The 25914-nt window shown below is 61.5% G+C and carries 24 protein-coding genes; 13 read left to right on the top strand and 11 right to left on the bottom strand.

What is annotated here, in order from left to right; translation table 11 throughout:
• Positions 1-109: 109 nt before the first annotated feature.
• The 3 genes from miaA to NXS98_RS11175 are packed head-to-tail and all read right to left on the bottom strand — an operon-like array spanning position 110 to position 2432.
• Entirely contained in the window at positions 110-1030 is a 921-nt protein-coding gene (gene miaA, locus NXS98_RS11185; RefSeq protein WP_283845062.1) for a tRNA (adenosine(37)-N6)-dimethylallyltransferase MiaA, read from the bottom strand.
• Between the two features lie 5 nt (positions 1031-1035).
• Complete coding sequence (lgt, locus tag NXS98_RS11180) at positions 1036-1821, bottom strand: prolipoprotein diacylglyceryl transferase (protein WP_283845061.1); 786 nt, start codon at positions 1819-1821, stop codon at positions 1036-1038.
• Between the two features lie 32 nt (positions 1822-1853).
• On the bottom strand, positions 1854-2432 hold the full coding sequence (locus NXS98_RS11175) for a LemA family protein (RefSeq protein WP_283845060.1): 579 nt from the start codon (positions 2430-2432) through the stop codon (positions 1854-1856).
• 263 nt (positions 2433-2695) lie between these two features.
• Here NXS98_RS11175 and NXS98_RS11170 point away from each other — a divergent pair, with 263 nt between their 5' ends.
• The 4 genes from NXS98_RS11170 to NXS98_RS11155 all read left to right on the top strand — a co-directional run bounded on the left by NXS98_RS11170 (position 2696) and on the right by NXS98_RS11155 (position 5737).
• Positions 2696-3643, top strand: a complete 948-nt coding sequence (locus NXS98_RS11170; protein ID WP_283845059.1) for a hypothetical protein — start codon at positions 2696-2698, stop codon at positions 3641-3643.
• Positions 3644-3749: 106 nt separating this feature from the next.
• Positions 3750-4271: a ferritin gene (locus NXS98_RS11165; RefSeq protein WP_283845058.1), complete on the top strand. Its 522-nt coding sequence runs from the start codon at positions 3750-3752 to the stop codon at positions 4269-4271.
• Positions 4272-4274: 3 nt separating this feature from the next.
• Positions 4275-4676: a type II toxin-antitoxin system RelE family toxin gene (locus NXS98_RS11160; RefSeq protein WP_283845057.1), complete on the top strand. Its 402-nt coding sequence runs from the start codon at positions 4275-4277 to the stop codon at positions 4674-4676.
• A gap of 74 nt (positions 4677-4750) precedes the next feature.
• The gene (locus tag NXS98_RS11155) at positions 4751-5737 is read left to right on the top strand and encodes a hypothetical protein (RefSeq protein ID WP_283845056.1); all 987 of its coding nucleotides are present in this window, start codon (positions 4751-4753) and stop codon (positions 5735-5737) included.
• Positions 5738-5844: 107 nt separating this feature from the next.
• Here NXS98_RS11155 and NXS98_RS11150 read toward each other — a convergent pair whose 3' ends face one another.
• Together NXS98_RS11150 and NXS98_RS11145 are read right to left on the bottom strand one after the other, a co-directional pair.
• Positions 5845-7587 (bottom strand): ABC transporter permease, encoded by a 1743-nt coding sequence (locus tag NXS98_RS11150; protein WP_283845055.1) that lies wholly within the window; start codon positions 7585-7587, stop codon positions 5845-5847.
• A 4-nt stretch (positions 7588-7591) separates the two neighbouring features.
• Positions 7592-9340 (bottom strand): ABC transporter permease, encoded by a 1749-nt coding sequence (locus NXS98_RS11145; protein WP_283845053.1) that lies wholly within the window; start codon positions 9338-9340, stop codon positions 7592-7594.
• Between the two features lie 366 nt (positions 9341-9706).
• Between NXS98_RS11145 and NXS98_RS11140 the strand changes: the two genes are divergently transcribed.
• The 3 genes from NXS98_RS11140 to NXS98_RS11130 all read left to right on the top strand — a co-directional run bounded on the left by NXS98_RS11140 (position 9707) and on the right by NXS98_RS11130 (position 12988).
• Positions 9707-9970 (top strand): hypothetical protein, encoded by a 264-nt coding sequence (locus NXS98_RS11140; RefSeq protein ID WP_283845052.1) that lies wholly within the window; start codon positions 9707-9709, stop codon positions 9968-9970.
• An 811-nt stretch (positions 9971-10781) separates the two neighbouring features.
• On the top strand, positions 10782-11846 hold the full coding sequence (gene gap / locus NXS98_RS11135) for a type I glyceraldehyde-3-phosphate dehydrogenase (protein ID WP_283845051.1): 1065 nt from the start codon (positions 10782-10784) through the stop codon (positions 11844-11846).
• Between the two features lie 146 nt (positions 11847-11992).
• Positions 11993-12988 (top strand): NADPH:quinone reductase, encoded by a 996-nt coding sequence (locus tag NXS98_RS11130; protein WP_283848161.1) that lies wholly within the window; start codon positions 11993-11995, stop codon positions 12986-12988.
• A 15-nt stretch (positions 12989-13003) separates the two neighbouring features.
• Here the strand turns inward: NXS98_RS11130 and trpS are convergent, their stop codons facing one another.
• Positions 13004-13969, bottom strand: a complete 966-nt coding sequence (trpS, locus tag NXS98_RS11125; protein ID WP_283845050.1) for a tryptophan--tRNA ligase — start codon at positions 13967-13969, stop codon at positions 13004-13006.
• Positions 13970-14154: 185 nt separating this feature from the next.
• Here trpS and NXS98_RS11120 point away from each other — a divergent pair, with 185 nt between their 5' ends.
• Complete coding sequence (locus tag NXS98_RS11120) at positions 14155-14874, top strand: ferredoxin--NADP reductase (RefSeq protein WP_283845049.1); 720 nt, start codon at positions 14155-14157, stop codon at positions 14872-14874.
• Between the two features lie 304 nt (positions 14875-15178).
• Here the strand turns inward: NXS98_RS11120 and NXS98_RS11115 are convergent, their stop codons facing one another.
• A complete protein-coding gene (locus tag NXS98_RS11115) occupies positions 15179-15733 on the bottom strand; it encodes a cob(I)yrinic acid a,c-diamide adenosyltransferase (protein ID WP_283845048.1) in 555 nt (184 codons plus the stop codon).
• 101 nt (positions 15734-15834) lie between these two features.
• Between NXS98_RS11115 and nadA the strand changes: the two genes are divergently transcribed.
• Entirely contained in the window at positions 15835-16848 is a 1014-nt protein-coding gene (nadA, locus tag NXS98_RS11110; protein WP_283845047.1) for a quinolinate synthase NadA, read from the top strand.
• 89 nt (positions 16849-16937) lie between these two features.
• Here the strand turns inward: nadA and waaF are convergent, their stop codons facing one another.
• Genes waaF through lpxK form a run of 3 tightly spaced genes read right to left on the bottom strand, consistent with a single transcriptional unit; the run spans position 16938 to position 20154 of the window.
• Positions 16938-18047: a lipopolysaccharide heptosyltransferase II gene (gene waaF, locus NXS98_RS11105; RefSeq protein WP_283845046.1), complete on the bottom strand. Its 1110-nt coding sequence runs from the start codon at positions 18045-18047 to the stop codon at positions 16938-16940.
• Positions 18048-18052: 5 nt separating this feature from the next.
• Positions 18053-18970, bottom strand: coding sequence for a lysophospholipid acyltransferase family protein (locus NXS98_RS11100; RefSeq protein WP_283845045.1), 918 nt, complete (start codon positions 18968-18970; stop codon positions 18053-18055).
• A gap of 8 nt (positions 18971-18978) precedes the next feature.
• On the bottom strand, positions 18979-20154 hold the full coding sequence (lpxK, locus tag NXS98_RS11095) for a tetraacyldisaccharide 4'-kinase (RefSeq protein ID WP_283845044.1): 1176 nt from the start codon (positions 20152-20154) through the stop codon (positions 18979-18981).
• 141 nt (positions 20155-20295) lie between these two features.
• Between lpxK and NXS98_RS11090 the strand changes: the two genes are divergently transcribed.
• Positions 20296-21108, top strand: a complete 813-nt coding sequence (locus tag NXS98_RS11090; RefSeq protein WP_283845043.1) for a hypothetical protein — start codon at positions 20296-20298, stop codon at positions 21106-21108.
• Positions 21109-21120: 12 nt separating this feature from the next.
• Here the strand turns inward: NXS98_RS11090 and NXS98_RS11085 are convergent, their stop codons facing one another.
• The gene (locus NXS98_RS11085; RefSeq protein WP_283845042.1) at positions 21121-21879 is read right to left on the bottom strand and encodes an SDR family NAD(P)-dependent oxidoreductase; all 759 of its coding nucleotides are present in this window, start codon (positions 21877-21879) and stop codon (positions 21121-21123) included.
• 103 nt (positions 21880-21982) lie between these two features.
• Here NXS98_RS11085 and NXS98_RS11080 point away from each other — a divergent pair, with 103 nt between their 5' ends.
• The 3 genes from NXS98_RS11080 to acnA all read left to right on the top strand — a co-directional run bounded on the left by NXS98_RS11080 (position 21983) and on the right by acnA (position 25912).
• Entirely contained in the window at positions 21983-22318 is a 336-nt protein-coding gene (locus NXS98_RS11080; protein WP_283845041.1) for a zinc ABC transporter substrate-binding protein, read from the top strand.
• Positions 22319-22330: 12 nt separating this feature from the next.
• Complete coding sequence (locus tag NXS98_RS11075; RefSeq protein WP_283845040.1) at positions 22331-23086, top strand: hypothetical protein; 756 nt, start codon at positions 22331-22333, stop codon at positions 23084-23086.
• A gap of 114 nt (positions 23087-23200) precedes the next feature.
• On the top strand, positions 23201-25912 hold the full coding sequence (gene acnA / locus NXS98_RS11070; protein ID WP_283845039.1) for an aconitate hydratase AcnA: 2712 nt from the start codon (positions 23201-23203) through the stop codon (positions 25910-25912).
• Positions 25913-25914 lie beyond the last annotated feature (2 nt).

The following is a 25914-nucleotide window of genomic DNA, read 5'->3' as shown; positions in this document are numbered from 1 at the left end:
GCCGGGGGAAAACCGGCGAAAATCCCATTGCGGTACCGGCAGCAAGGCTGCGGTCAGGCAGGCGGGTATCCCGCCTCCTGACACCAGGCGCGGCGGGCACTCAAGCGGTTCAAACGCGGGCCATCCACCGGGCCAGGAGCTGGTCGGCGAGGGTTTCGGCGGACATTTCGGGGGGCCAGTCCACCCACACCACGGGCAGTTGATGGCGCAGGTAGGTCATCTGCCGCCGGGCAAATTGCCAGGTGCGCTGTTTCACCAGCGCCACGGTGGCCGGCAGGTCACGCTCGCCCCGCAGGTATTCCACCACCTGCCGGTAACCAATCGCCTGCATGGCTGTGCGGTTTTGCGCCAGCCCCGCTGCCAGGAGCCGCCGGGTTTCCTCCACCAGTCCCGCCCGAAACATGGCGTCCACCCGCTCCTCAATGCGCCGACGCAAATCTTCCGCACTGCGCCGCAGGGCAAAAACCTGGATTTCCGGCCCGGCTGGTCTGGTCCACCCTCCTGCCGCTTCGGCCATGGGACGGCCGGACAAACGCCAAATCTCCACCGCCCGCACGACGCGGCGCGGATTCCGCCGGTCCACGCGGGCAAAGGTGGCGGGGTCTTTTTGCTCCAGTTCCGCCAGCAGCACCTCCAGCGGGGTGGCCTCCAGTTCGGCGCGCAGGGCGGGGTCAGGGGGGGGCAGGGGCGCCAAGCCTTCCAGCCATGCTTTGAAATATAAACCCGTGCCCCCGCAAAAAATGGGGACTCGCCCGCGCCGCTGGAGGTCGGCGACGGCTTTGCCGGCCAGCTCGACAAAGCGCGCGGCGTTAAAATCCTCCTGCAGGTGGCAGACATCCACCAGATGATGCGGCACCCGTGCCCGCTCCGCGGGTGAGGGTTTGGCCGTGCCAAGGTCCAGCCCGCGATACACCTGCATGGAATCCACGGAAATAATCTCGCCGCCCATCCGCTCTGCCAGGAGCATGGCCACGGCCGATTTTCCCACGGCGGTGGGGCCGGTGAGGTAAAAAGGAGCGTGCGTGGGCATGGCGTTCACGCCGGGGCATCGGTGGTCTGACGCCGGGCCAGCACCCGTGGCAGCCGGTACCATAAACCCAACCCCACGCCCAGCACAATCAGGCTGGTCCAGTGTCCGGGCGTAATCCAGCCGGCGGTCAATCTCGGATAGTCGCCCCGGAAAAACTCCACCCCGGCGCGCAAGCAGGCATAGGCGATGAGATAGACGGCGAAGACCTGTCCATCAAACTGTTTGCGCCGGTACAGCGCGGCCAGCGCGAGGTAGAGCAGCAGGTTGGCGCCGGCTTCGTAGAATTGGGTGGGATGCACCGCCAGCCCGTGAGTTTCATGTTCCACCGGGTACCGCACGGCCCAGGGCAAATCCGTGGGGGCGCCATAACAGCAGCCATTCATGAAACAGCCCACGCGCCCCAGCACATGGCCGGCGGCCAGGCTGGGCGCCAGGGCGTCGGCCAGCACCCATAGAGGCAATTGGCGGCGGCGGGCAAAGACGATGACCGCCACGGCCGCTCCGGCCAAACCGCCGTGGAAGACGAGTCCGCCCTCCCACACGGCGAAGACATGCCACCAAGGCTGGCCGCTGAAAGTTTGGTCCCAGTAGGTGACCACGAACAACAGGCGCGCCCCCACCATGCCGCCCACAATGATCCAGGGCAGCAGGTCGTAGAAAACCTCGGGCAACAAGCGGTCCCGCAGCCCCCGCCGCGCCGCCAGAAAGGCGCCCAGCACCATGGCCAGGACAATAAAAACCCCGTACCAGTGAATGGTCAGGGGGCCAAAGCGAATGAAAACCGGGTCCACAATCCAAAGCGGCCGCGCGGCCGCAGGGCCGGTTAAAATTGCACGGTGGGCGGTTTGCGCTCGGCTTCGGGCGCCTCGAAGAACGGCTCTTCCTTGAAGCCCAGCATGCCCGCCACCAGCACCGTGGGAAACATTTTCACCCGCGTGTTGAGCTGGGTCACCGCATCATTGTAAGCCTGGCGCGCAAAGGCGATGCGGTTTTCGGTGGACGTCAGCTCCTCCTGCAGGGCCAGGAAGTTTTGATTGGCTTTGAGGTCGGGATAGGCCTCGCTGATGGCCATCAATCGCGCCAGGGCGCTGCTCAGCTCGCCTTCGGCCTTGATGCGCTCGGCGGGCAGCGTGCAACTGGTGGCCTTGGCGCGGGCGTTGACCACCGCTTCCAGCGTGCCCTTCTCATGCGCGGCGTAGCCTTTGACGGTGTTGACGATGTTGGGGATCAAATCGTGCCGGCGGATGAGCTGCACATCAATTTGCGCCCAGGCATTTTTCACGCGCTGGCGCAGCCCCACCAGCCCGTTGTAAGTGACCATGAGCCAAAGCCCCACCAGCAGCACCAGCCCAAGGATAACCCCCAAAACGACTAGTACCACAATTGCTTGAATGCCAAACATACCTCACTTATGCCCTAAAAGCCCAAACCGCGCAACCGCCAATTAAAGTTATTATTCTTGTGCGGCCGGCATCGCCTGCGCTCGTGGCGGCCCGGTCAACCGCGTGGCTCCCTCTCCGCCCAATTCAGATGGGCCTGCCAGTTTTTCATTGCCGCTCCCCCTTGGGACGGCCTATAGTCGCTTCAGAACCCCGCCGGGAATGTCCGAGCCGGCTTTGGCGCCGTGCGCTGGCGGGATTCAGGCAGTCCATGAAAGAAATCTGCATGAAAAAAAGCGCCACCAACTCTTCCCCTGCGCCGTCGGCCGCCGCGAAAGCCAAATCCACCCCCTCCGGCCGCATCCACCCGGTGGTCATTTATCCCTTCCAGCCCCCCAACCATTACCATGACCTGGAGGAGCTTTACGGGCTGGTGGCCCGCTTGAATGGCGAGCCGCAGCGCTTTGCGCGGCCCATCACCGTCATGGACCGGAAAACGGCCGCCCGCCTCCGCGGGGACAAAGCTTTCGAGGCGTTTCGCAGCGGCACCGTGGCCAAACATTCCGATTTAATTGAGGCCTGGTGTGTGGACACCTGCCAGATGTGGTACACCGGTCTGGGCGCCGCCCTGGACCGCGGACGCAACGGCGATGTGTATTGGCTGATTCCGGGCGATTTCAATTATGGCTCGCCGGTGGGGCGGGAAGTCCTGGGCCGGTTGCATGATTTGCCGGAAATCATCGAGGAGCTGGACCAGGATTTGTGCGTGGGCGAAATCACCCGCGACGGCTGCGATTCCAAGTGCCTTATTGATACCTACGGCACCTTTGCCCTGCTGCTCAACTGGTTCCCCGAAGAAGCTCAGGAAATCCGCCGCATCTGCGAGCGCCCGCGTTCGGAGTTTTTTGCCATCAGCCACTCCTTCTTGACGGAGGTCATGCACCAGCGCTGGTATGCGTATGAGCAAACGCTGGTCATCCTCCTCCAGGCCGTCTTCAGCAAACGCCGCGTCAGCCGCTTTGGGGTGGGTGACCTCACGGATTTGCCCCAGGGCCAGGACACCCTGGCCGCCGCCGTGCAGCAAATTGAGCGTCTGGAGCGCGTGCTCAAAATGGTCTGGCGCGAGCGCCACGAGCGCGAGCGCGATTGGTTTGCGCGCTACCGGCTGTTGGAGGAGCAATCGAGTCAAATCCGCACCACGGCCAACGCATTGCTTTCGCGGCTGTTGAAATAAAGTGCGGGTGGGCGAAGGGCTGCCGCCGGAGGATGCCTTTCATCAGGTGCTCGACACCCGGGCCGAGTCGCGCTAGTTTGAGGGCCGGAACTTGAATGAAATGCCTATGCCAAGCAAATCCATGACCCCGGCGGTGGAGCAGGAGCTGCAACGCCAGTTGAATTATGAATTGGGCGCCGCCCATGCCTACCTGGCCATGGCGCTCTGGTGTGAGCACCAAAATTATCCCGGCTTTGCCAGTTTTTTCTACAAGCAAGAACAGGAGGAGCGGGAGCATGCCCGGCGTGTCATGCAGCACCTGTTGGACCGCGATGTCCAACCCGGGCTGGCAGAGGTGAAGACCCCGCGCACGTGCTATGGCAATTTATTGGAAGTGGCCACCCAGGCCCAGGCCATGGAGCGCGCCAACACCGCCGGCATCCACCAAGCCTATGAAGCCGCGCTTGCCGAGAAGGATTACGCTGCCCAGGTCATGCTCCAGTGGTTCATCAAGGAACAGGTGGAAGAAGAGGCCTGGACGGATGCGATGGTGGATTTTGTCCAAAAGGCCACCTGCGCCGGCAGCCTGATGGATTTGGACCGGCATCTGGAAAAATACCTCGAATCCGGCGAAGAGGAGAAAGAATAACTTGTGACTGCCAACTGTCGGGTGACCATGATGCCCTTTCAAATCATCTTCAATCCCACCAGCGCGGCTGAATTGACGCGGATGCCCAAGGAGTTGCAGCTCTCCATTTTGGGGGAGTTCCGCGGCCTGCCCCATGAGGCCATGAGCACCGATTTGCACCGCTTCGGCAAATTGCAGCGCGGGGGGCGCACTCTGTACCGCTTCCGCATCGGCGATTACCGCATTTACTTCGAGCGCCATGACCTGGGCATTTTGGTGCATCGCATTCTTAACCGCCACTCGCTCAAGGACTTCCTCTTCCGCAACCCCTCCCTGCCTGCAGGCGAAGATGAGGCGCTGGAGCAAAACCCCAAATTCTGGGAGCTCATCGAGGCGGCGCGGGCGGCTTCGCCTAAAAAGGCCTGAACCTTTTTTTGAGGGTTGATTTTTGCGGCGGGCGTGGCAAGGTTACCTGCTAACGCCCTATACATATTTTGACTATGGAAACGAAAGCCTCGCGTCGTGGTTTCATCCGCAAATCCATGGCCGCCACCCTCCTTGCTCCGGTGGCCTTCAGTTTCGAGGAAGCCAACCTGGCCGCGCAAGAGGCGCGTCCCGTCTCGGCGCCGCCGGTGCCCGGCTCCAAGGCCACCTGTCCCACCGGCAAGATAGGCAAGGTGACCATAAGCCGGTTGATTTGCGGCGGCAACCTGATTAGTGGTTACGCCCACAGCCGCGACCTCATTTACGTTTCCAAGCTGCTCAAGGCCTATTTTACCCCGGAAAAAATCATGGAGACGTGGGCCATTTGCGAGGAGCACGGCGTCAACACCATGATTTTCAATCCGCATGACCCCAATGCGGTGAACACCTTGAAACTGTACCGCCAGCGGGGCGGCAAGATTCAATATATGGCGCAGTTGGACCCCAATCCCAATGACCTGACCCGCAACATTAAAGAGGCCGCCGATGCCGGGGCGGTCGGCGCGTTGCTGGTGGGCAACTACGGCGATGCCTGGACGCGCGAAAACAAGGTGGAACTAATCGGCAAGTTTGTTGGCATCGTCAAGGACCACGGCATGATTGCTGGCGTGGCCGGCCATGAGCTGCGCACCATCCAGGCGGTGGAAAAGGCGGGCATCCAGCCCGACTTCTACATGAAGACCCTGCACAACGAGAATTACTGGTCCAAGCGGCGGCCCGACCAGAACAAGGAAGTCATTGATAATTACTCGGTGGATAACTATTGGTGCCTCGAGCCGGAGGCCACGGTGCGCTACATGCAGGAAGTCAATCGTCCGTGGATTGCTTATAAAGTCCTTGCCGCTGGGGCCATCCATCCCAACGTCGGCTTCAAATATGCCTTCGAGAGTGGCGCAGATTTTTGTCTCGTGGGCATGTTTGACTTCCAGGTGGCTGAAAACGTGGCCATTGCCAACCGCGTCATCAAGGCCGCCCAAAACCGCGACCGCGCCTGGATGGCCTGACCTTCCGTCCCGTCTCGGTTCAAACCAGCCCCGGGTCGCCGCAAGTGCTCGAACGGGCTCCTGCTTCGGCTGCCTGCCCCAGGGGGGGCGGGACCATGGCTGCTCCCTCAGACTTCTATGCCCGGCTGGCGATATCCGCAAAACGGGCAATACATCGCGTTACCCACCCCACGGCCGCAGGATACACACTGCGGGGAGGGTTCGGCGACCTGCGGCGGTTTCGGATGCAGATTGAGCATCGAGCGCCATCTCTCCGTTAAGAACTGCGGGGCCATGTCCTGGCTGCGCTCCAGCGCTGCGGCAAAATCCTGCTCCAGACGCTCGCGGAAATATTGATGAATAACAGCCGATTTCAGCACGTAGATTAGTGGCAGGGCCAGGCTCATGCAAAAAAGGCCCAAGGGCGCGCAGATCAAGGGCAGCAACAGCACTTGAAATATGGCGCGCCGCGCGGCGGAGAGGGCGTGTGGCCGGGTCAGACCATGGTACAACGCCGCGGCATTGAGGGCATGCAAGTCCGCCCAAAAAACGATGCCGGCGCCCAGCCACAAAAACACTATGGCCAATAGCGGTCCTGTCCAAAGATTGGGCCACAAATAAATGGCAACCATCAAGGCGAACACTTCCAGGCCCATCACCAGGGTAAAGACCATCCGCAAAGCTGGTTTTTGGCTGAACATCAGCGCCCGGGGTATCTCATGGCGTTGGTGGGGGGTGGTCAACAACACATGCAGCCATCCTGTATCCCGCAATTTTCGCACCACCTCGCTGCAATGCGACGCGGCCCATAGGCGCACCACCCAGTGCAGCGCATAAAAGATGAGGACGGGCAGGAAGGCCAGCCAGGAGGTTGTGGCAGCCGTAGCCACCACCATGGCCACCGCTATGGCGGCGCTGAACAATACCGTTAAAATCAAGACGGGGGGTGGCTGGTAACTGGCCAGAAACTGCGCGTGAATGGAGGGGGGCTGGAATCTCAGCTTCTGCTGCCACGCTGATTGCTCGAACCATTGCAAAGCCCGCACCACGGGGCGGACCAGCCTTTCCAGATAACCCGCTTTGCGCGGCGGGGTGGCCAGGGCCATTTGCCGCCACACCCGGGCCATGCTCCACCCGGCCATTACCAGCAGCAGCCAGCCCAGCAAATGGGACAGGGCCAGGGCATTCCAGAAGGAACTCGGAGACATGCTGTACGCCGCATGGGGGGACAGCAGCCACGGTTGCAAGGGACTGAGCGCCGCCACCATCGGCACGAGCCAGGCGGCGCCCGCAAACACGGGCAGGATATTGCACAACAACGGCCCAGCCTCCAGCAGCCCCAGCCAGGCGAGGCCGCTGGCCCAGACCTCGTGCTCCTCACGCCCCCAGGCACTGACCAGCATGCCCAAGGCCAGCCCAACAAACATTATATTGACCAGCGACAGCAGCAGGCGGGCAAATTCTCCAAAGGTAACTCCGCCCAGAACGAAAGGAACGGCCAGCACCGGGAACACGGCCAGCAAATGGTAAAACACCGTCAAGGCCCGCACCACCCACTTGCCCAGCACCACATCCAGGCTCGTCACGTGGGTGAGGAACAGCAGTCCCAGCGTGCCTTCCCGTTTTTCCCGGCTCAAGCTGTCCGCCGTTTGCCGCACGCTCTCCAGGCCGCCCAGAATCATGCCAGTCCAACCCATGAACTTGAACATGAACTCGCCCATGCTGCGGGGATTGCGCATCATCTCGCCAACCATCAGCAGCGTGACCAGCAAGCCCATGGCCACGGCGGCCAATAACAAGCGCTGCAAAAAGGTCGTTTCCTGCCGCGCCCTGAGGGTCAATTCGCGCCAGGCGATGGTGGTAAACATCATCGGGTTAGCCGGTTCGGTAGCTTGGCTTGACGCCCACCGGTGTGGCGGCCACCAGGCGGAAATAGCGACGCAACCGCCAGCGCGCGTAATAGAGGGCCAGCAAGTCCACCCCAATATGAATGGCCAGGAAAAGGCCGATACGCATCAAAACCATGATATCCCCACGCGGTGAGTTGTTTAGTAAAAAGTCGAAGGCATCCATCTGGCGGAGCAATTCCAAGATAATGGCCCCTCCCGCCCAAAGAATCCAGGGCAGACTCATGATTGAAAGAATCGCCATGAGCGCCGCCCGATGCGGATGGGCCAGCCGGTAACTCAGCCACATGGAGAGCCAGCCCAACGCCGCCATGTCGAAAAGGGAAACCACCCCATAATAATATAAACCAAACAGGTCGTTATGATCGATTTCGTAATAGATAAGGATATATGCCCAATGCGTTTCGCTCAGGTCGTAATTATCTAGAAGGTAAAGGATGCCAAAGGTGATATAGAGCAAGACCATGAACGTAAAGGGGCCGCGAAACATCCGCCATAAAGCCTGCCACTGCCCCCAAAGCACCTGTTCCGGATGCACCGGCGCTGTCAGCCATAACTCCAGGGTCTGCTCGCGGCGGGCCTCACCCAAAAAAAGGGCGGCCCGCCAGGCAAACCACAACTTGTAAAAAGCGGTAAGGGAATAAGCGGTGGTGAACAGCACTTCGTCATCTATCCAATACGTGCCTTCCTCCCAAAATCCATACGCCCACCAGACCGCCGCAATGATGAGGGGAAACCACACTACCCAAGGCTCCCACCGATTGCGGCTGGCCAGCCAATAACAGGGATTGATTTCCAGCGCTTTTTGCCGAAAAGCTCTCCGCCAGCGTTGGCTGCCCGCCCGGAAGCGATGCCACTTCTCCCGCCAGCTTCCCTGGCGGAAGCTGCTTCCCGTGTCCTGCCAGGAGCGCGGCAGCCTCCACCAGGTTACCATCAAGGCCACCAAGGCCAATGCCTGGCTGTGAATAATGGGGGTCCAGAAAAGTTCGGCTCCAGAGAAGGAAAAATCAAAGCTATGCCAGATTCCTATGACCAGGCCGGGACGATACAACAGATAGCCTGCAAATACCTCCACCCCTGTCCCGCGTTGGGACTCCATCAGGGCATAGCCCAGCCAGGGTGAGAGAAAGGCAAACCATGCCAGCAGGATGGCGGTGACGACAAACGTGGTCCGGATGCGCACCAGACAGGCCGAAACCGCCAAGCCAACCGACAGGGAAAATAAAAAAGTGGCCCCAATGGCCAGGGCCACCCGTCCGACTTCCTCCGGCGTGCGTCCGCCCATGAGCAGCGGCAGGCACATGATGGGAATCAGTGCCAGCAGGCAAGTGAGGCCCTGCAATAAATGCGCCGCCAGCTTGCCCAGCACAATGTCATGGCTCCGCAAATCGGTAAGAAAGAGCAGTCCCAAGGTTCCTTCGCGTTTCTCGGCGCTGATGCTGTCCGCCGTCAGCCACAGACCGCTCGACAACGCCAGCAGCCATCCCAACAAGGCCAACCCCACAAAGATAGCAGTGCTGCGGGACTCTGAATCCCTCATCAAACGTGTCATCAGCAAGATAATCAGGATGATGAGCAGGGCGAAAACCACCGTCACCAGGCGTGCCCAATAAGTGCCGCGGCGGCGCGCAGCCTCCTGCATTTCCCGCAACACCATGGGGAAGGCCAGCATATGGCCGGCATGATTGTGAAGACTGGCCGCGCCGTCAATCGCCATTCGCCAGGGGAAAGTGTGGCCCTCACCCCGGCGGCCCCCTTGCCGTCTTTGGGGCGGCGGACGGGGGGCTAGACGAGGCCAGAACAAAACCTGACAAACTTGCCGGAAAACGCCGGGATCACGCGCCGCACCAAAATATTTTCTAATTCAGGGAAAGCTGGGTAGATCATGACCCCGGTGGAGGGGTGGAGGCAAGTCGGGATGGTGGGGTTGGGAGAGGTTGAGGGGGAGCCAGTGGATTAGGGCCCCGGCGAGGGCTGGGGCCTTGGCGTTGAGGATTTGGAGTGGGCTTTGCCATTCTTTGCCGCGGTTGGGGCGGACGAGGTTGAAGTACAGCCAGTAGGTGGTGATTTTGGCCCAAAAGTCTTGGGGGCTGGAGAAGGTTTCGCGGTCGAAGAATTCGTCTTCGACCAGGCGGTGGACGGTTTCGACGTCGCTTTGCCAGGTGTAGCGTTTGGGAGGGATGAAGCGGTGGTCGGAGCCGAGGGCGCGGACGGTGGCGGGGAGGCCTTGGTGGTGTTGGTTGACTTGGATTCACTGCCGTTGTCGGTTTGCCAGACCAGGGTGGTGAGGTTGACGCCGTGGGCGGCGAGGTGGGCGGAGAGTTGTGTGGCCAGGAGGGTGGCGTAGGATTTGGAGAGTTCGTCGGCGTAGCCGGTGAAGCAGGCGCCGGAGACTGGTTCGCGGACGGTGTATTGGAAGCGGGGAGGTGGAGGCGGTTCATTTGGGGCCAGTAATGGGGAATGTCCTGTAAATACTTGGTATCGGCGGAGAGTTGGGAGAAGAGTGGCCAGTTCCGTTTGAGGGCGCGGAGGAGTTTTTGGTGGCGGGTTTCTTTTGCGTGGGCGGAGGAGATGGTGTTGGCGGAGGACGCGGGCGATGGCGTTGTGGCTGCAGGGGAGGGCGATTCGCGCTGGAGGCGTTCGGCGCCGAAGCCGGTTTGGTGGCGGAGTTTGACGATTTGGCCTTCGAGGCCGGAGGGGATACGGCGGGGGGAGCGTCGTGGGCGGCGGCTGTGTTCTTGGAGGGAGGAGGGCTTGCCGGGCACGTGGCGTCGGAGCCATTTACGGACGGTGTTGCGGGAACAGCCGAACTCGCGGACGGCGGCTTTGATGCCGTGGGTTTTGGCGAAGGCGACGAGTTTTTGTCGCAACCAATGGCGGTGGGTGCGCATACGGTACAATTCAAAGTAGGTGGTGTGCACGCCGGGAGGATAGCAGATGGGGCGCGCCGCTGCTGCACCTCCTCCGGAGGAGGTGCAGCAGCTCATCCTTGCGGCGTGCACTCAACACGTTGATCTTAACCACGGGGGGGTCATGATCTACCCAGTCTTTCCCAAATATTTTCTAATTCATCATTGACGATGCTTGGGGGTCAGCTAACAATGCCTGTTCTTAAGCGGGCGAGGCCGCCCGGCGCAACACATGAACTTGAAATAATTATGGCTACCAAAATCGCGATTAATGGGTTCGGCCGCATCGGCCGGTTGGTGTTCCGCGCCATCGCGGAACAAGGCATGATTGGCAAAGATGTCGAAGTCGTCGCCGTCGGCGATATCGTCCCGGCCGACAACCTGGCTTATTTGCTCAAGTACGACTCGACGCAAGGGGCTTTCAAAGGCGAAGTTGGCTCCAAGAAATCCAGCCCGGACAAGGCGGAAGACGACATTCTGGTGGTGAACGGTAAGGAAATCAAGGTGGTCAGCGCCAAGACTCCCGCCGAACTGCCCTGGAAAGCGCTGGGCGTCGAAGTGGTGGTCGAGTCCACCGGCCTGTTCACGGACGCCGCCAAGGACAATCCCAAGTCCTCCTACGGCCACATCACGGCGGGCGCCAAGAAGGTCATCATCAGCGCCCCGGCCAAGAACGAAGACATTACCGTGGTGCTGGGCGTGAATGACAGCAAATATGACCCGGCCAAGCATCACATCATTTCCAACGCCTCCTGCACCACCAACTGCCTGGCGCCGGTGGTCTATGTGCTGCTCAAGGAAGGCTTCGGCGTGGCCGAAGGCTTGATGAGCACCATCCACGCCTACACCGCCACCCAGAAAACCGTGGACGGCCCCAGCAAGAAGGACTGGAAGGGTGGCCGCAGCGCTGCCATCAACATCATCCCCTCCAGCACCGGCGCGGCCAAAGCCGTGGCCCTGGTGCTGCCGGAGGTCAAAGGCAAGCTCACCGGCATGGCCTTCCGCGTGCCCACCCCCACCGTCTCGGTGGTGGACCTGACCGTCAAGACGGTCAAGGAAACCAGCTACGCCGAAATCTGCGCCGCCATGAAGCGCGCCAGCGAGACCTACCTCAAGGGCATCCTGGGTTACACCGAAGACGAAGTGGTGAGCACCGACTTCATCCACTGCCCGCTGAGCAGCATCTTTGACGCGGGCGCCGGCATCGAGCTGAACAAAAACTTCTTTAAGCTCGTGAGCTGGTACGACAACGAATGGGGTTATAGCTGCCGCGTGGCGGAGCTGATCAAGCTGATCCTCAGCAAGGGCCTGTAAGCGGTCGTTGCATTCATTATCAGAACCGGCGATTTCTGCGGGAATCGCCGGTTTTTTCATGCCCTCAGACCTGTTGGGGACAACTCCTTTGCCAGTTGCATCGTGGGGGGGCGCAGGCATAATTTGAAGCCATGAAATCAAACACCATGAAAGCGGCTTTTATTGAGCGGACGGGCCCCCCGGAGGTCATTCGTTACGGCGAATTGCCGGTGCCCGCCGTCAAAGACCATCAAGTGTTGGTGCGGGTCAAGGCGGTATCAGTTAACCCCATTGACACCTACCTGCGCGCCGGCGCGGTGCCCATGCCCTTGCCCATGCCCTACATCCCGGGTTGCGACCTGGCCGGAGTGGTGGAAGCCGTCGGCCCCCAAGTCCGGCGCTTCCGGCCCGGCGACCGCGTCTGGGGCAGCAATCAGGGGTTGCTGGGACGTCAGGGCACTTTTGCCGAGTTCGCTGCCGTGGACGAGTGCTGGCTATACCCCGCCCCTGCGGACGTGGAGGACGAAGCACTGGCCGCCGCGGCGCTGGTGGGCATCACGGCGCATTTGGGGCTGTTTCGCAACGCCCAGTTGCGCGCGGGAGAAACCCTGTTCATCAACGGCGGCAGTGGGGGGGTAGGCTCGATGGTCTTGCAAATGGCCAAAATTGCCGGCGCCACCGTGATTGCCACCGCCGGCTCGGAGGCCAAGGCGAAAATCTGCCGGGATTTGGGGGCGGACTACGTCATCGAGTACCAGAAACAGGATGTCGTGCAGGCCGTCCGCCAGTTCGCGCCCAACGGCGTCCAGATTTGGTGGGAGACTCAGCGGGACCCGGATTTTGACCGCGCCATAAGTTGTCTGGCTCAACGGGGCCGGATGGTGGTCATGGCGGGGCGGGAGGCTCGGCCGCCTTTCCCGGTGGGCCCGTTTTACGTCAAGGACTGCTCCCTCCATGGCTTTGTCATGTTCAACGCCACTCCGGAGGAGCAGGAGGCCTGTGCCAAAGACATCAGCCGCTGGCTGGCCGAGGGCCGCCTGCAACCGCGCATTGACCGTGTGCTGCCGCTGGCCGAAGCTGCGAAAGCCCACCAATTGCAGGAGGACAATACCCTCCGCAAAACGGGTGTGCTGGCGGGCAAAATCGTCCTGCGTTGCCCTTGAGCACCCGCGCCGCGCTTAATCCAGCCCGGCCGCGTGCTTGGCGCGGGCCAGGACTTTGGCGGCCTCGACCCGGGCGCGCTCGGCGCCTTTACGCAGGACTTCGCGGACGTAATCCAGATTGTTGACCAGCTCGGCCCGGCGCTGGCGGGCGGGGGCAAAAGCATTCCAGTAGTGTTCAAACAGGGCCTTTTTCAGCTCCCCATAACCCAGGCCGCCGGCCCGCAGGCGTTCCTCGTAATCACGGGCCACCTCGGGCGGCGCCACCAGTTTCATGAGCCGGATGGCCAGATTCTGGTCGGCATCCGGTTTAGGCTCGGACACCGAGCGGCTGTCCATCTTGATGCTCATGATTTTCTGGCGCAGCACTTTTTCCTCGCCGAAAATCTCGATGGCATTGCCGTAGCTCTTGCTCATCTTCTCCCCATCAATGCCGGGCACCACGGCGGTTTCCTCGCGTATCATGGGCTCGGGCAGGAGGAAGGTTTTGCCGTAGAGTTCATTGAACTTGATGGCGATGTCCCGGGTGACCTCCAGGTGTTGCTTCTGGTCTTTGCCCACGGGCACCAGGTTGGAATCGTAAATGAGAATGTCCGCCGCCATCAGCACCGGGTAGGCAAACAGGCCGTGGTTGAAGCTGATGCCTTTGGCCACTTTGTCCTTGTAGCTGTGGCAACGCTCCAGCAGCCCCATCGGCGTCACGGTATGCAACAGCCAGGTCAGCTCGGTGACTTCGGGTATGTCCGACTGCTTGAAAAACACCGTCTTCTGCGGGTCCAGCCCGCAGGCCAGAAAATCCAGCGCCACTTCCATCGTGTTGCGCCGCCGCTCCTCCGCATCGAAGAGCGAGGTCATGGAGTGGTAATCGGCGATGAAATAAAACGCCTGGCCTTTGTCCTGCAACTCAATGGCCGGCTTCATCATCCCGTAGTAATTGCCGAGATGCAGCGCGCCGGACGGTTGTATGCCTGAAAGTATCCGCATGGGGGGAAACAATAGTGGCGCCGGGCCAGGTTTCAAGTGTGACTTGGAGGAAAACGGCCCCCGGTCTGGCCTGGCACTGCCGCCCCTGAGTCCCTCCGGCCGTGCTGCTATGGCTCCCCGGCCCCCTGCGGGGGTTTCTCCCATTTGTGGCCGCGCCTCATCTGCGCTAGTTTAACCACTTAATTATGGCACGTGAAGCTGTGGAAATGGTGGTCGAGGCGGTCACCCAGGAAACGCCAGAAGTCAAGTCTGTGCGATTGAAGTGGCCGGCAGGCTATGACGTGGACTTCAAAACCGGCCAGTTCATCACGCTCCATTGGCCGGACAGCCCCCATTACAAGCGCGCTTACAGCCTCTCCTCCTGCGCTTTGGACCGCGGTTATTACGAGGTGACCGTCAAGCGCGAAGGCAAAATGGGCACGCGCCTGGTGGATTGGGCCGAGGTGGGCAACCGGCTCATGGTGCTCCCGCCCACCGGCGTTTTCTTGCCGGTGTATGAGCCTGATAAACACCTGCTTTGCATGGCTGGCGGCTCCGGCGTCACGCCGTTCCGGGGGTTTGTCCGCGAAGCCTGGCTGCGCCAGCTTACCACCCGCATTACTGTGCTTTACAGCGTCAAGACGCCCGACGAAATCATCTTCAAAAAAGACTTTGAAGCCCTGGCGGCCGCTTATCCGCACTTCCGTTTTCTGGTCACCTGCACCCGCGTGCCCGAGGGAGACCCCTCCTGGACTGGCCGGCGCGGGCGCATCACCCTCGACTGGATTAAGGAACAAATTACTGATTTGCCCAACACCGTCTTTTACGCCTGCGGCTCCAATGAAATGGTGGATGCCCTCAAAGCCTTGGTGCTCAATGAATTAAAAGCCGACAAACGCCAGATGAAGGTGGAAAAATGGGGATGAATCTCCGGGGGGAGGGAAGGGTTTGCTGACGCCCATCGTCCTTTGCGTAAATAACTTGGGCGGACGAATTTAGGGAAGGTCTAACAGCCGTGCCGGCTTGTCCCCAATTTATTTTTCATTTTTTGCTTGAACATGAAACCACTCCCATTCGTCCAAGTGTTTGGAGACTGTTGAGCGAGTCCCACCATATCGCCAGCAGTCACCCTCCGGCAAACCGGAGCACCTGCATTGGACGCAAGTCCAAAGGAGGCGTTTGGTTGTTTGGGTTGCAGCGGGCACTGAAAACCGGTGCCCGCTGTTCTTTTCATGCCATAGCTTGCCCTTCCGCGGCCGCCTGGGTTTCATTCCACCGCGCCAATAACCACAATAAATCACCCAGCCGGTTGAGAAAAATCAGGATTTCCGCATTGGGGAGCTGCTGGCTCTCCGCCAAATCACAGACGCGGCGCTCCGCCCGGCGGCAGACGGTGCGGGCCACGTCCAGAGCGGCGGCGTTGAGATTGGCGCCGGGGGTGGCCCACCCCTTGAAGGAAATCTTCTGGGCCTCAATTTGCTTCACCCACGCTTCCAGACGCGCCGTCATCTCCGGGGTTACGCGCGGGTACCCCTCCCCGTGGTAGCGCTCCAGGTCCTCCGGCAGCGTGGCCAACTCACCCATCACGGCGATTAAATCTTGCTGAACCCCCAGCAACACTTCCTGGATGAACCTTTCTGCTGCGGTGGCGCGCGCCAGACCCAGCGCGGCATTCAGTTCATCCACACTGCCATAGGCCTCCACCCGGGGATGATTCTTGGGCACGCAGCGATTATACATCAACGCCGTCTGGCCGCCGTCGCCTTTTTTGGTCACCACGCTCATGCGCAGCAAAGATGCGCCGCTTGTTCTAGTTTGCCAAGACATTCGTCACGCCCCGGTCCGCCCGGTTGACGATGGGCTGGAGCCGGGATAGGCTTTCTTGAATGCGTGATGCCATCACCATAACGCCGCCCGAGCTGCGGGTGCGCGCCTGCGCCCCGCCGCCGCCGGCCAATTTGGACGCCTTGTCCCGGGAAATCCTGGACCTTAAGCGCCGGCTCAAGGCAGTCATCCTGGCCCATAATTATCAGGTGCCCGAAATTCAGGACGTGGCGGATTTTGTGGGCGATTCCCTCGGCTTGTCCCAGCAGGCGGCGCGGACGAATGCCGACATCATCGTCTTTTGCGGCGTACATTTCATGGCCGAGACGGCCAAAATCCTGAACCCCGGCAAATTGGTAATTCTGCCGGACCGCGATGCTGGCTGCTCGCTCGAGGAAAGCTGCCCGGCGGACAAATTGCAGGCGTTGCAGGCCACCAACCCCAATTTCTACACCGTTTCCTACATCAACTGCAGCGCGGCCGTGAAGGCGCTCAGCGACGTGATTTGCACCAGTGGCAACGCCGAGCAGATTGTGCGGGCCTGCCCGCCGCAACGCGACATTCTGTTTGTGCCGGATGAAAACCTGGGCGCGTGGGTCATGGAAAAAACCGGCCGCCCCATGACGTTGTGGAAGGGCAACTGCTACGTGCACGTGGAATGGACTCACGCAGCGCTCGTCCGCATTCGCCAACAATTTCCCGACGCCCCCATCGTGGCCCATCCAGAATGCCCGCGCTCGGTACGCATGCTGGCCGACGAGGTTTGCTCCACCGAAAAAATGGTGAGCTATTGCAAGCAATCCCCGGCGCGGTGCATTATCGTGGCCACGGAACCAGGCATGATTCATCGTTTGCAGAAGGAATGCCCGGACAAGGTTTTCGTGGCAGCTCCCACCGAACGTTGCGCCTGCAACAATTGCAAATACATGAAGCTCAACACCCTGGAAAAGCTGCTGGACTGCCTGTTGCAGCTTGAGCCCAGGGTGGAGCTGAGCCGGGAAATCATCGAGCGCGCCCGCGTGCCCATCGAGCGCATGTTGCAGGTTTCGTCTGGCGCCCTGCAACAATTGCCCTGACCCACCCTGCGGCGCCCTTGCTGCAATCCGCCCGCAGGCTTTGATGTGTGGGTTGCCAGGTCCCAGCGGCGGGCGAGAGGGCAGGGGAATTAACCGCCCCCCAAAACCTTCGTGACCGCTTGCAGGACTTCCGGTGCGCTCAACTCCTTCAAGCAGCGGAAATCCGCCGGGCATTCGCGCAGGAAACAGGGCGAGCAAGGCGCCTGGCGGTAAAGCACTTGGTGTCTGGTCTCGCCCGGCAGACCCGGGCCGGTCAAATAAGGGGACGTGCTGCCAAACAACGCCACCACCGGCGTGCCCACGCCAGCGGCGAGGTGCATCGGGCCGCTGTCATTCGCCACGACCACCCGGCACAATTTCAGCACGGCCGCCAGCTCCGCCAGCGAGGTTTGCCCGGCCCAATCCCGCAAGCGGCCGCCCACTGCTTTGGCAATCGCGCCGGTGATGGGCGCATCATGATGTCCGCCCAACAGAATAATTTCGGCCTGCCATCGCGTTTGCAAGGCTTTGGCCAGCTCGATGAACTGCTCCCTGGGCCATCGTTTGGCGGGGCCATACTCCGCGCCGGGGCATAATCCCACCAGCGGCCCCGCCAACGTCCCCAGCCGGTTTTGGATGTGTTGCTCCACCTCCGGCGCCACGGCAATCGTGGGGGCCAGTGGCTCCGCCCGAGCCCCTACAGCGGCAACAATATGCAGATAATGATAGAGGTGATGGGCGGCGGGGGGCGGTGGCGGTCCTGGTGGTTTGTCGGCGGCTTGCAGTCGGTGAATCTCCTCGGGCGTGCGTTTGCGCATGGTCACGTGTCCCGGGCGTGGGGGCAGCGGATGGGTCAGCATCCAGTTGCGCCACGGCGCGGCCATGCCCACCCGCACCGGCACGCGCGCCAGCCACACCTGCAATGCCGAGCGGGGGGAGTTGGGAAAAATCACGGCGGCATCGAACCTCTCGCGGGCCAGCCGCAGGCCCACTTTCCAGGCGCTGTCTTCCGAGGAAAAAGTCAGCACCTGGTTGACGGCCGGATGCCCCTGCCAGAGCGGCCCAAGCTTTTCATGGCACAGGAGCGTCAGGCTGGCTTGCGGACAAGCCTCCCGCAGCCGCATCACTGCCGGCGTGGACATGACGGCGTCCCCCAGCCAGTTCACGCCCCGAATCAGGATGTGCCGGGCGTTCTGAAATGCCTGGGCAATTGGCGGCATAACCTTCACTCGACTGCCTTGGCCATTGCCTTGGCCGGCGCCGGGGCGCGGCCCGGTGTTTTCCACCGGTTGTGCACCCAGAACCAGTTGGCCGGGTCGCGGCGAATGGCCTGCTCAAAAGCGCGGTTGACGTCGCGCATGATTTCTTCCACGGGGCGCGGCCTGCCGTTGGCCACGGTGGGAATTTGCTCCCCCACCTCCAGCCGCCAGCGGGCCGGGCCGATGCGGAAACAATAGCCGGTGAACAACGGCAGACGATACCGCAGCGCGAAAATGGCCGGGGCCGGATTGGTGGCGGCGTCCCGGCCAAAAAACGGCAGGCGCAAACCGCGCCGCCCGCCGTGTTGATCGCTGAGCAGCCCCAAAATGAGACGCTCCTGCTGCAACTTGCGCCGCAGCAGCTCCCCCTCCGTCCGCCGTTCAAAATACAGGCAGCCCGTCCGCTCCCGCAGGGATTGCAGCAATTGATTCAATCGCGGCTGCCGGAGCGCGCGGTAGGTGGTGGCCATCTGCCAGCCGGGCAGCAGCCGCCGCGCGCGGGCATACAGTTCAAAATTGCCAAAGTGCCCAATGGCAAACACCACCGAGCGCGGCTGCTGGTGCAAAACCGCGGGCAGTTCCCCCACCTCCCCAAACTCCAGATGCGCCGCCAGCGCCTCGTCCGGCATGGCGGCGGTTTTGACCGCGCAGGCGAAGTTTTCACCAATGCGCCGGAAATTTTCCGCGGCCAGCCGCCTGATTTCATCCTCGGGCAGTTCCGGGAAAGCGGCGGCCAGGTTGCGCTGCGCCATTTTCCGATGGCGGGCGTCGAGCAGATACACCAGCCCGCCCCCCGCCCGTCCCAGGCGGGCCACCCACCCCAGGGGCAGGGATTGCAGCAAGCCCACCACGGCACGCGCCAGCCAGTACAGGCAAAAATCCATAAGTCAATTTAGCGCAGGAAACAAATCCGGCGCACGTAATCGTTAAAGTCCTTGGCGCCGGCGATAATCTTGATTTCCACCCGCATGAAATAAATGGGCAGGTCCCGGCGGTCCAATTTGGGAAAACGCACCGCATCCTTTTGCGTGGTGATGATCATTTCCGCCTGGCGCTTTTTGCTGCGGTTGATCACGTTGAGCACTTCCTGCTGCGTAAAGCGGTGATGGTCCGCGAAACGCTTGGCATACACCAGCAGCCCGCCCAACCGCGCCAGCCCGGCCTCAAAGCTTTCCGGCTGGGCAATGCCGCTGAGCGCGGCGATTTTGCGGCCCTTGATTAACTCCAGACCGCACCGCTCGCCGGTGAAGACATCCTCAAAATACAGCGGATGATGCACGCACTCGATGATGGGCGCGTGCGGGTTGAACCGGGCAATGTGTGCCCGCAAGTCAGCCGTGTTGCCGTCGCTCTTGGTGATGAAAATGGTGCTCGCCCGCGCCAGATGGCTGGGCGGCTCGCGCAGGGTGCCCCGCGGCAACAGGTGCCCGTTGCCGAAGGGCTGCTGACAGTCCACCAGCACCACATCATGCCGGCGGCCCCGCAAATCCCAGTATTGAAAGCCGTCGTCCAGCAGCAGCGTGTCACACCCAAACTTCTCAATGGCGTAGCGGCCGGCCTTCACGCGGTCTTTATCCACCAGCACCACCACATCACGCAAATTGGAGGCCAGCATGTAAGGCTCATCCCCGGCGGTTTCCGAATCGAGGAGCAGATTTTTTCCGTCCGAGACCACCCGCGGCGGGGTTTGGTCTTCGCGCAACAACACTTTATTGAGCAAACGCTGGCGCAGGGGCGGCGGCCGCGAGCGATACCCGCGGGACAAGATGGCCACGTTGCGCCCCAAATCGCGCAGCTCCCGCGCAAAGCGCTCCACCACGGGCGTCTTGCCCGTGCCGCCCACCGAGAGGTTGCCAATGGCAATCACCTGCACCCCCAGCGTGGTGTCGCGCAGGATGCGCATGTTGTAGAGCCACCGCCGCAGGCGCACCGCCACGCCAAACACCCGGCTCAAGCCATATAAAAGGCCACGCAAGACCGGCGTCCATCCACCCCGTCGTTCGCCGACGATGACCTCCAGGACGTAGGTCTCAACTTTTTCTATCCATTCACGCAGCGCGTGACCCATAAGCGGTCAGTTTGCCAAGAGCCGGGCCGCGCTTCAATCTTTGGTTGGGGGAAATCGCGCTGCCGCCGCGCCCGGGGGCAATGGCCGGGCCGTGGGCCCAGTTGGCATTTCGCTTCAATGCTGCTATGGTAAATTATTCTTATGAAAGCTCAATGGACGGCCTGGATGGTGATTTTGGCTTTGGGCGTGGGCGGCGTGGCTCTTCTGGCCCAGCCCGGCAGCCCGGATGGCATTACCTATCGCACCGGCTACGCGGTTATCATGTCGCTGGGGGCGGACCTGCACAAATCCCTCGACAAGAAATACCAGAAAATTATTCATAAACAGCCCATCTTCCTGGAGACGGACATGATGCCCAGCATCAAGCTGGTGGAATACGACGACGAACCCGAACCCATGCGGGCGGTGTTTATTTCGGCGGGATTCATTGATTTGATGAATTATGTCGCCCATGCGCGCGCCATTGACCGCATCGAAAAGGGGTATTTCCAGAAATACATTGTTTCCCTGGCCCAGGAAACCGGCGAAAAGGAGCTGCGTGAGCTGCCGAATTTCAAGGACAAACGTTACTGGACGGATGACATGCTCAATGAGCAAAAAAGTAATTTCAATCAGATGGTGGGCATGGTGGTGGCCATTGAATTGACGCATCACTACCTGGGGCACTACAAAAAGTATAAGAGCAAGCTTGAGGACGCTCAGGGCAAGACCCTGCCCATCAACAATTTTCTGACCCCCGCCGAATGGGAGGAATCGCTCAAGTGGGGCGCGCGCAACGCACTGGATGCCGGCCTGGGAGTGGAAGGCATCAAGGCCCTCTACGATGCCATTGACAAAATGCCGCAACGTCCTGCCTGGACCGCTTATTTCCTTCCCGCCAACGTGAAGGTGGACAAGGTCAAAAAAGACCTGGAAAAATGGGAGAAACGCTTCTTTGCCGGTCAGTCATTTTGAATTGCGTTGCCCTCATTGGGCCGTCCAGCCGCCGTCCACCAAAATATCCGCGCCGGTGATGAAGCGGGCGTGCTCTGAGCACAGAAACACCGCCAGCGCCCCAATGTCCTCCACCTGGCCCCATTGCCCGAGTGGAATGCGACTCAGGAAAAACTGGCTCAGTTCCGGATTGGTCAGCAGGGGACGGTTCATCTCCGTGGCAAACGGGCCGGGGCTGATGCCGTTGACCGTGATGCCCTCCGGCGCCAGCTCCAGCGCCAGGGCTTTGGTAAAGCCCAGCAGCCCCGCCTTGCTGGCCGCGTAGGCCGAGCGCCCGGCCAGCGCCACATGGCTCATGATGGAGGTCATGTTCAAGATGCGGCCCCACCCCTGGCCCGTCATCAACGGCACCACGGCGCGGCACATCAAAAAAACGCCGGTCAGGTTGGTGTCCAACACCAGCCGCCACTCGGCCAGCGTGAAGTCGGTGACGTTCTTGCGCACATTGACGCCCGCATTATTGATCAGGATTTGCACCTTCCCAAAGTCGGCAGCCAGTTGGCGTCCCAAAGCGTTGACCGCCTCTTCCTGCGTAATATCGGCCACATACACGCGGGCCTCCGCCCCCAGGGCGCGGGCCTCCGTGGCCGTTTGTTCCAGCAAACGGGTATCGCGGGAAACCAGCGCCAGCCGCGCCCCGGCCCGCCCCAGTGCCAGCGCCATCGCCTTGCCCAGCCCTTTGCTTGCGCCCGTGATGACCGCCGTCCTGCCCGCCAGTGAAATGCTTTCCATAGGGCGCTGATTCAACCACAAAGCCCCGTGCCGCTCAACCTCGCGGCGGGGGTTTCTGATTTGCCGCTTTCCGGCCGGCCCGCGGCGGGTTATGCTCCACCGCGTGAGCCGGAAACAGGAAATCTACAAAGAAATGCTGCGCTGGGGACTCCCTTATATCCGGGACACGCTGGCCCAGGGCGGCTGGGCGCGGCTCAAAGACCGCTCGGCGCTGCTGGAAGCGCAGTTGTTGCACACCCTGCCCAATTCCATTCTCGACGAGGATTTTACCGACAACGACCTCTGGTTTCTGAATCACCATGCCCGGACCTACCTCAGCGAAGCCAGCCCGGCCCTCTGCCGCAACTACGATTATCACCGCCAGCTTATCGCCGAGTTGTTTCGGCTGGTGCCCAAAGAGCGGCGGGCGGAATTGAAATGGCACGGCCCGGAAGCCTGAGGAGTGCTGCTCATGCAAAAGGACCCGCGTCCCAAAATCCGTGTGCGCGTCCCACCGCGCCCTGCCCCCGCTGACCCCACCAGCTTTCACGCGGCTGTCGAAGACACCCTCCGCCAGAAGGTTCAAGAGGCCGTGACCGCCAATTTCACCGGCGGCTTGTTGATTTGTGGGTTGGCCCTCGTGGCAGCCGTGGTGACGTATTGGATTGCCTTTGCGGTGCTCGGGTTGGTTACTGGCTGGCTGTTCACCCTCCCTTACTGGCTCAAACGCCTGCTGGCGCTGGGCATCGTGGTGGGGCTTTATGTCCTGCACGCGCGCACCCATGTCGAGGAGCTGGCGGAAATCAAAGTGGAGACGCGGGACGACAAACCCCCTTTTTGCATTTGGTACCCGCCGGTGGGTTTGCTCACCAATGTGCAACTATTTCACCCCGAAACTTTGCGCAGCGTGACACGCTTGCTTGCCGCCCTCTGTCTCATCAGTCCGCAGTTAATGTGGGCTGGCCTGCAGGATTTGCGCCGCGCCCGGCGCCTCCGGGAGCTCGACACCGCCGCCGCGGCCACCATCATCAGCATGATGCTCGGCAAGATTAAAAAGGTGAGTTTTGCGGAAATCGTGGCCGCCCATCCCCACCTGGATGTCAGCCGCGTGGCGGCCCAGCTTTTGGAACTGGATGGCGTGGTGCCCCTGCGGGAAGACCCGCCCGGACTGACCTTGACCCCAGATTTACGGCAGGACTTTCTGGCCGGCTGCGGCCTTTCCACCTAAGCCGGAGAATGCCGGATTGGGCCCGTGGGCGGCTTGACATCACCGCACCTGCCCACCACTATGACCGGAATGGACGCGCATGGCGGCCCATCATCAGTTGGTTAATTTTAAGTTATGAGTTTATTGCATGATCCGTTTGGTGTGCGCCGGAGCTTTGACCTGGGCAACGGTCGCACAGGCATTTTTTACTCCCTGCCCGCCTTGGAACAGGCTGGCGTTGGCCGCATCTCCCGCCTGCCGGTGTCGTTGCGCCTGGTGCTGGAGGCGGTGCTGCGCCACTGTGACGGCCGCCGCGTGACCGAGCAGAACGTGCGCGATTTGGCCAACTGGCAGCCGCAGGCGCCGCGCACAGCTGAGATTCCCTTCGTCGTGGCCCGCATCGTGTTGCAGGATTTCACCGGCGTGCCGCTGCTGGTGGATTTGGCCGCCATGCGCTCGGCCATGGCGCGCATGGGACGCGACCCCAAACGCATCGAGCCGCTGGTGCCGGTGGATTTGGTGGTGGACCATTCCGTGCAGGTGGATTTTGCAGGCACGCCGGACGCCTTTGCCCGGAATCTGGAATTGGAGTTTGAGCGCAACCGTGAGCGCTATCAGCTTCTCAAGTGGGGTATGCAGGCGTTCAAGACCTTCAAGGTGGTGCCGCCGGGCATTGGCATCATTCACCAGGTCAATCTGGAATACCTCGCCAAGGGGGTCCTGGAGCAGGACGGCGTTTATTATCCCGACACCCTTGTGGGCACCGACTCCCACACCACCATGATTAACGGCCTGGGCATCGTGGGCTGGGGCGTGGGCGGCATCGAGGCCGAGGCGGGCATGTTGGGACAGCCGGTGTACTTCCTCACGCCAGACGTCGTGGGCGTGCATATGACCGGAAGCTTGCGCGAGGGTGTCACCGCCACCGACGTGGCGCTCACCGTCACGCAAATGCTCCGCAAGGCGAAGGTGGTGGGCAAGTTTGTCGAGTTCTTCGGCCCCGGCGCGGCGGCGCTGCCCGTGGTGGACCGCGCCACCATTGCCAACATGGCCCCGGAATACGGCGCCACCATGGGCTTCTTTCCCGTGGACCAGGAAACTGTGGCCTACCTGCGGCAGACGGGCCGCAGCGAGGAGCACTGCCGGATGTACGAGAACTATTACAAAGCGCAGGGCTTGTGGGGCATTCCGCAAGCCGGGCAGGTGGATTATTCGCAAGTGCTGGAATTGGACCTCGGCAGCGTCACCCCCAGCGTGGCCGGCCCGAAGCGCCCTCAGGACCGCATCGAGCTGCCCAAGCTCAAGGAGACTTTCCAGGCCGCCTTCAGCCGACCCATCACTGAGAGCGGTTACGGCAAGCCCGCCCAGGAATTGGACCAGGTGAAGGTGGAAGTCTCCCTCAACGGCCAGGGCAAGGCCCAGGTGGGACATGGCTCCGTGTTGATTGCCTCCATCACCAGTTGCACCAATACCAGCAACCCCACCGTCATGCTTGCCGCCGGCTTGCTGGCCAAGAAGGCCGTCGAGCGTGGCTTGCGGACCCCGCCCGGTGTCAAAGCCTCGCTGGCGCCCGGCTCGCGCGTCGTCACCGAATACCTGCGCGACACCGGCCTGCAACCCTATCTCGACCAGTTGGGCTTCCACCTGGTGGGCTACGGTTGCATGACGTGCATCGGCAATTCCGGCCCGCTGGCGGCTCCCCTCGAGGAGGCGGTGGTCAAGCATGACCTGGTCACCGCCGCCGTGCTCAGCGGCAACCGCAACTTTGAGGCGCGCATCCATCAAAACATCAAGGCCAACTTCCTGATGTCCCCGCCGCTGGTGGTGGCTTTTGCCCTGGCCGGCCGCGTGCAGGTGGATTTGACCCGGGAGCCTCTGGGTCAGGGCCGCGATGGGCGGCCGGTGTACTTGCGCGATGTCTGGCCTTCCTTGGAGGAAATCCGCCAACTACTTGCTTCGGCCCTCAAACCGGAGACCTTCCGCCGCCTGTATCAGGACTTCGCCAGCCAGAATCCCAAGTGGAATGAAATCCCCGCGCCGGTGGGCGAGGTGTTTGCCTGGGATGCCCAATCCACCTACATTCAGGAGCCGCCTTTCTTCGAGAACTTCAGCCTGCAACCGGGGGTCATCAGCGAAATCCGGGGCGCGCGGGCGCTGGGCATTTTCGGCGACAGCGTCACCACCGACCACATCTCGCCCGCGGGCGCCATCAAGAAGGCCTCGCCGGCCGGGCAATACCTGTTGCAGCACGGGGTGGCCTTTGCCGATTTCAATAGCTACGGCTCGCGCCGCGGCAATGACCGCGTCATGACGCGCGGCACCTTCGCCAACGTGCGCATCAAGAACTTGATGGTTCCCGGCGTTGAAGGCGGCGTGACCCTCCATCAACCCAGCGGCGAGCAGATGAGCATTTTTGACGCCGCCATGCGCTATGCCCGCGAGCAGGTGCCGCTGGTGGTTCTGGCCGGGCACGAGTACGGCACCGGCAGCTCCCGCGACTGGGCTGCCAAGGGCACCCGGTTGTTGGGCGTGCGCGCCGTGGTGGCCCGCAGTTTTGAGCGCATCCATCGCTCCAATCTGGTGGGCATGGGCGTGCTGCCCCTGCAATTCCCCGAACAGGTCAGCGCCCAAACCCTCGGTCTGGACGGCACGGAAATCTACGATGTGCTGGGCCTTACGGCGCAACTCCGCCCGCAACAGCAGCTTACCTTGCGCATCACCCGCGCCAACGGACGGGTGGAAGAAGTGCCCGTCCAGTGCCGCATTGATACGCCCATTGAGATTGAGTACTACCAGCACGGCGGCATCCTGCCTTTTGTCTTGCGCCAATTGGCCGCGTCCGGTTAATA

Origin of the sequence: Fontisphaera persica (assembly GCF_024832785.1) — a bacterium.
GTDB lineage: Bacteria > Verrucomicrobiota > Verrucomicrobiia > Limisphaerales > Fontisphaeraceae > Fontisphaera > Fontisphaera persica.
The sequence above is the reverse complement of the archived record's forward strand: the minus strand, read 5'-3'. Positions and strand labels throughout refer to the sequence as shown.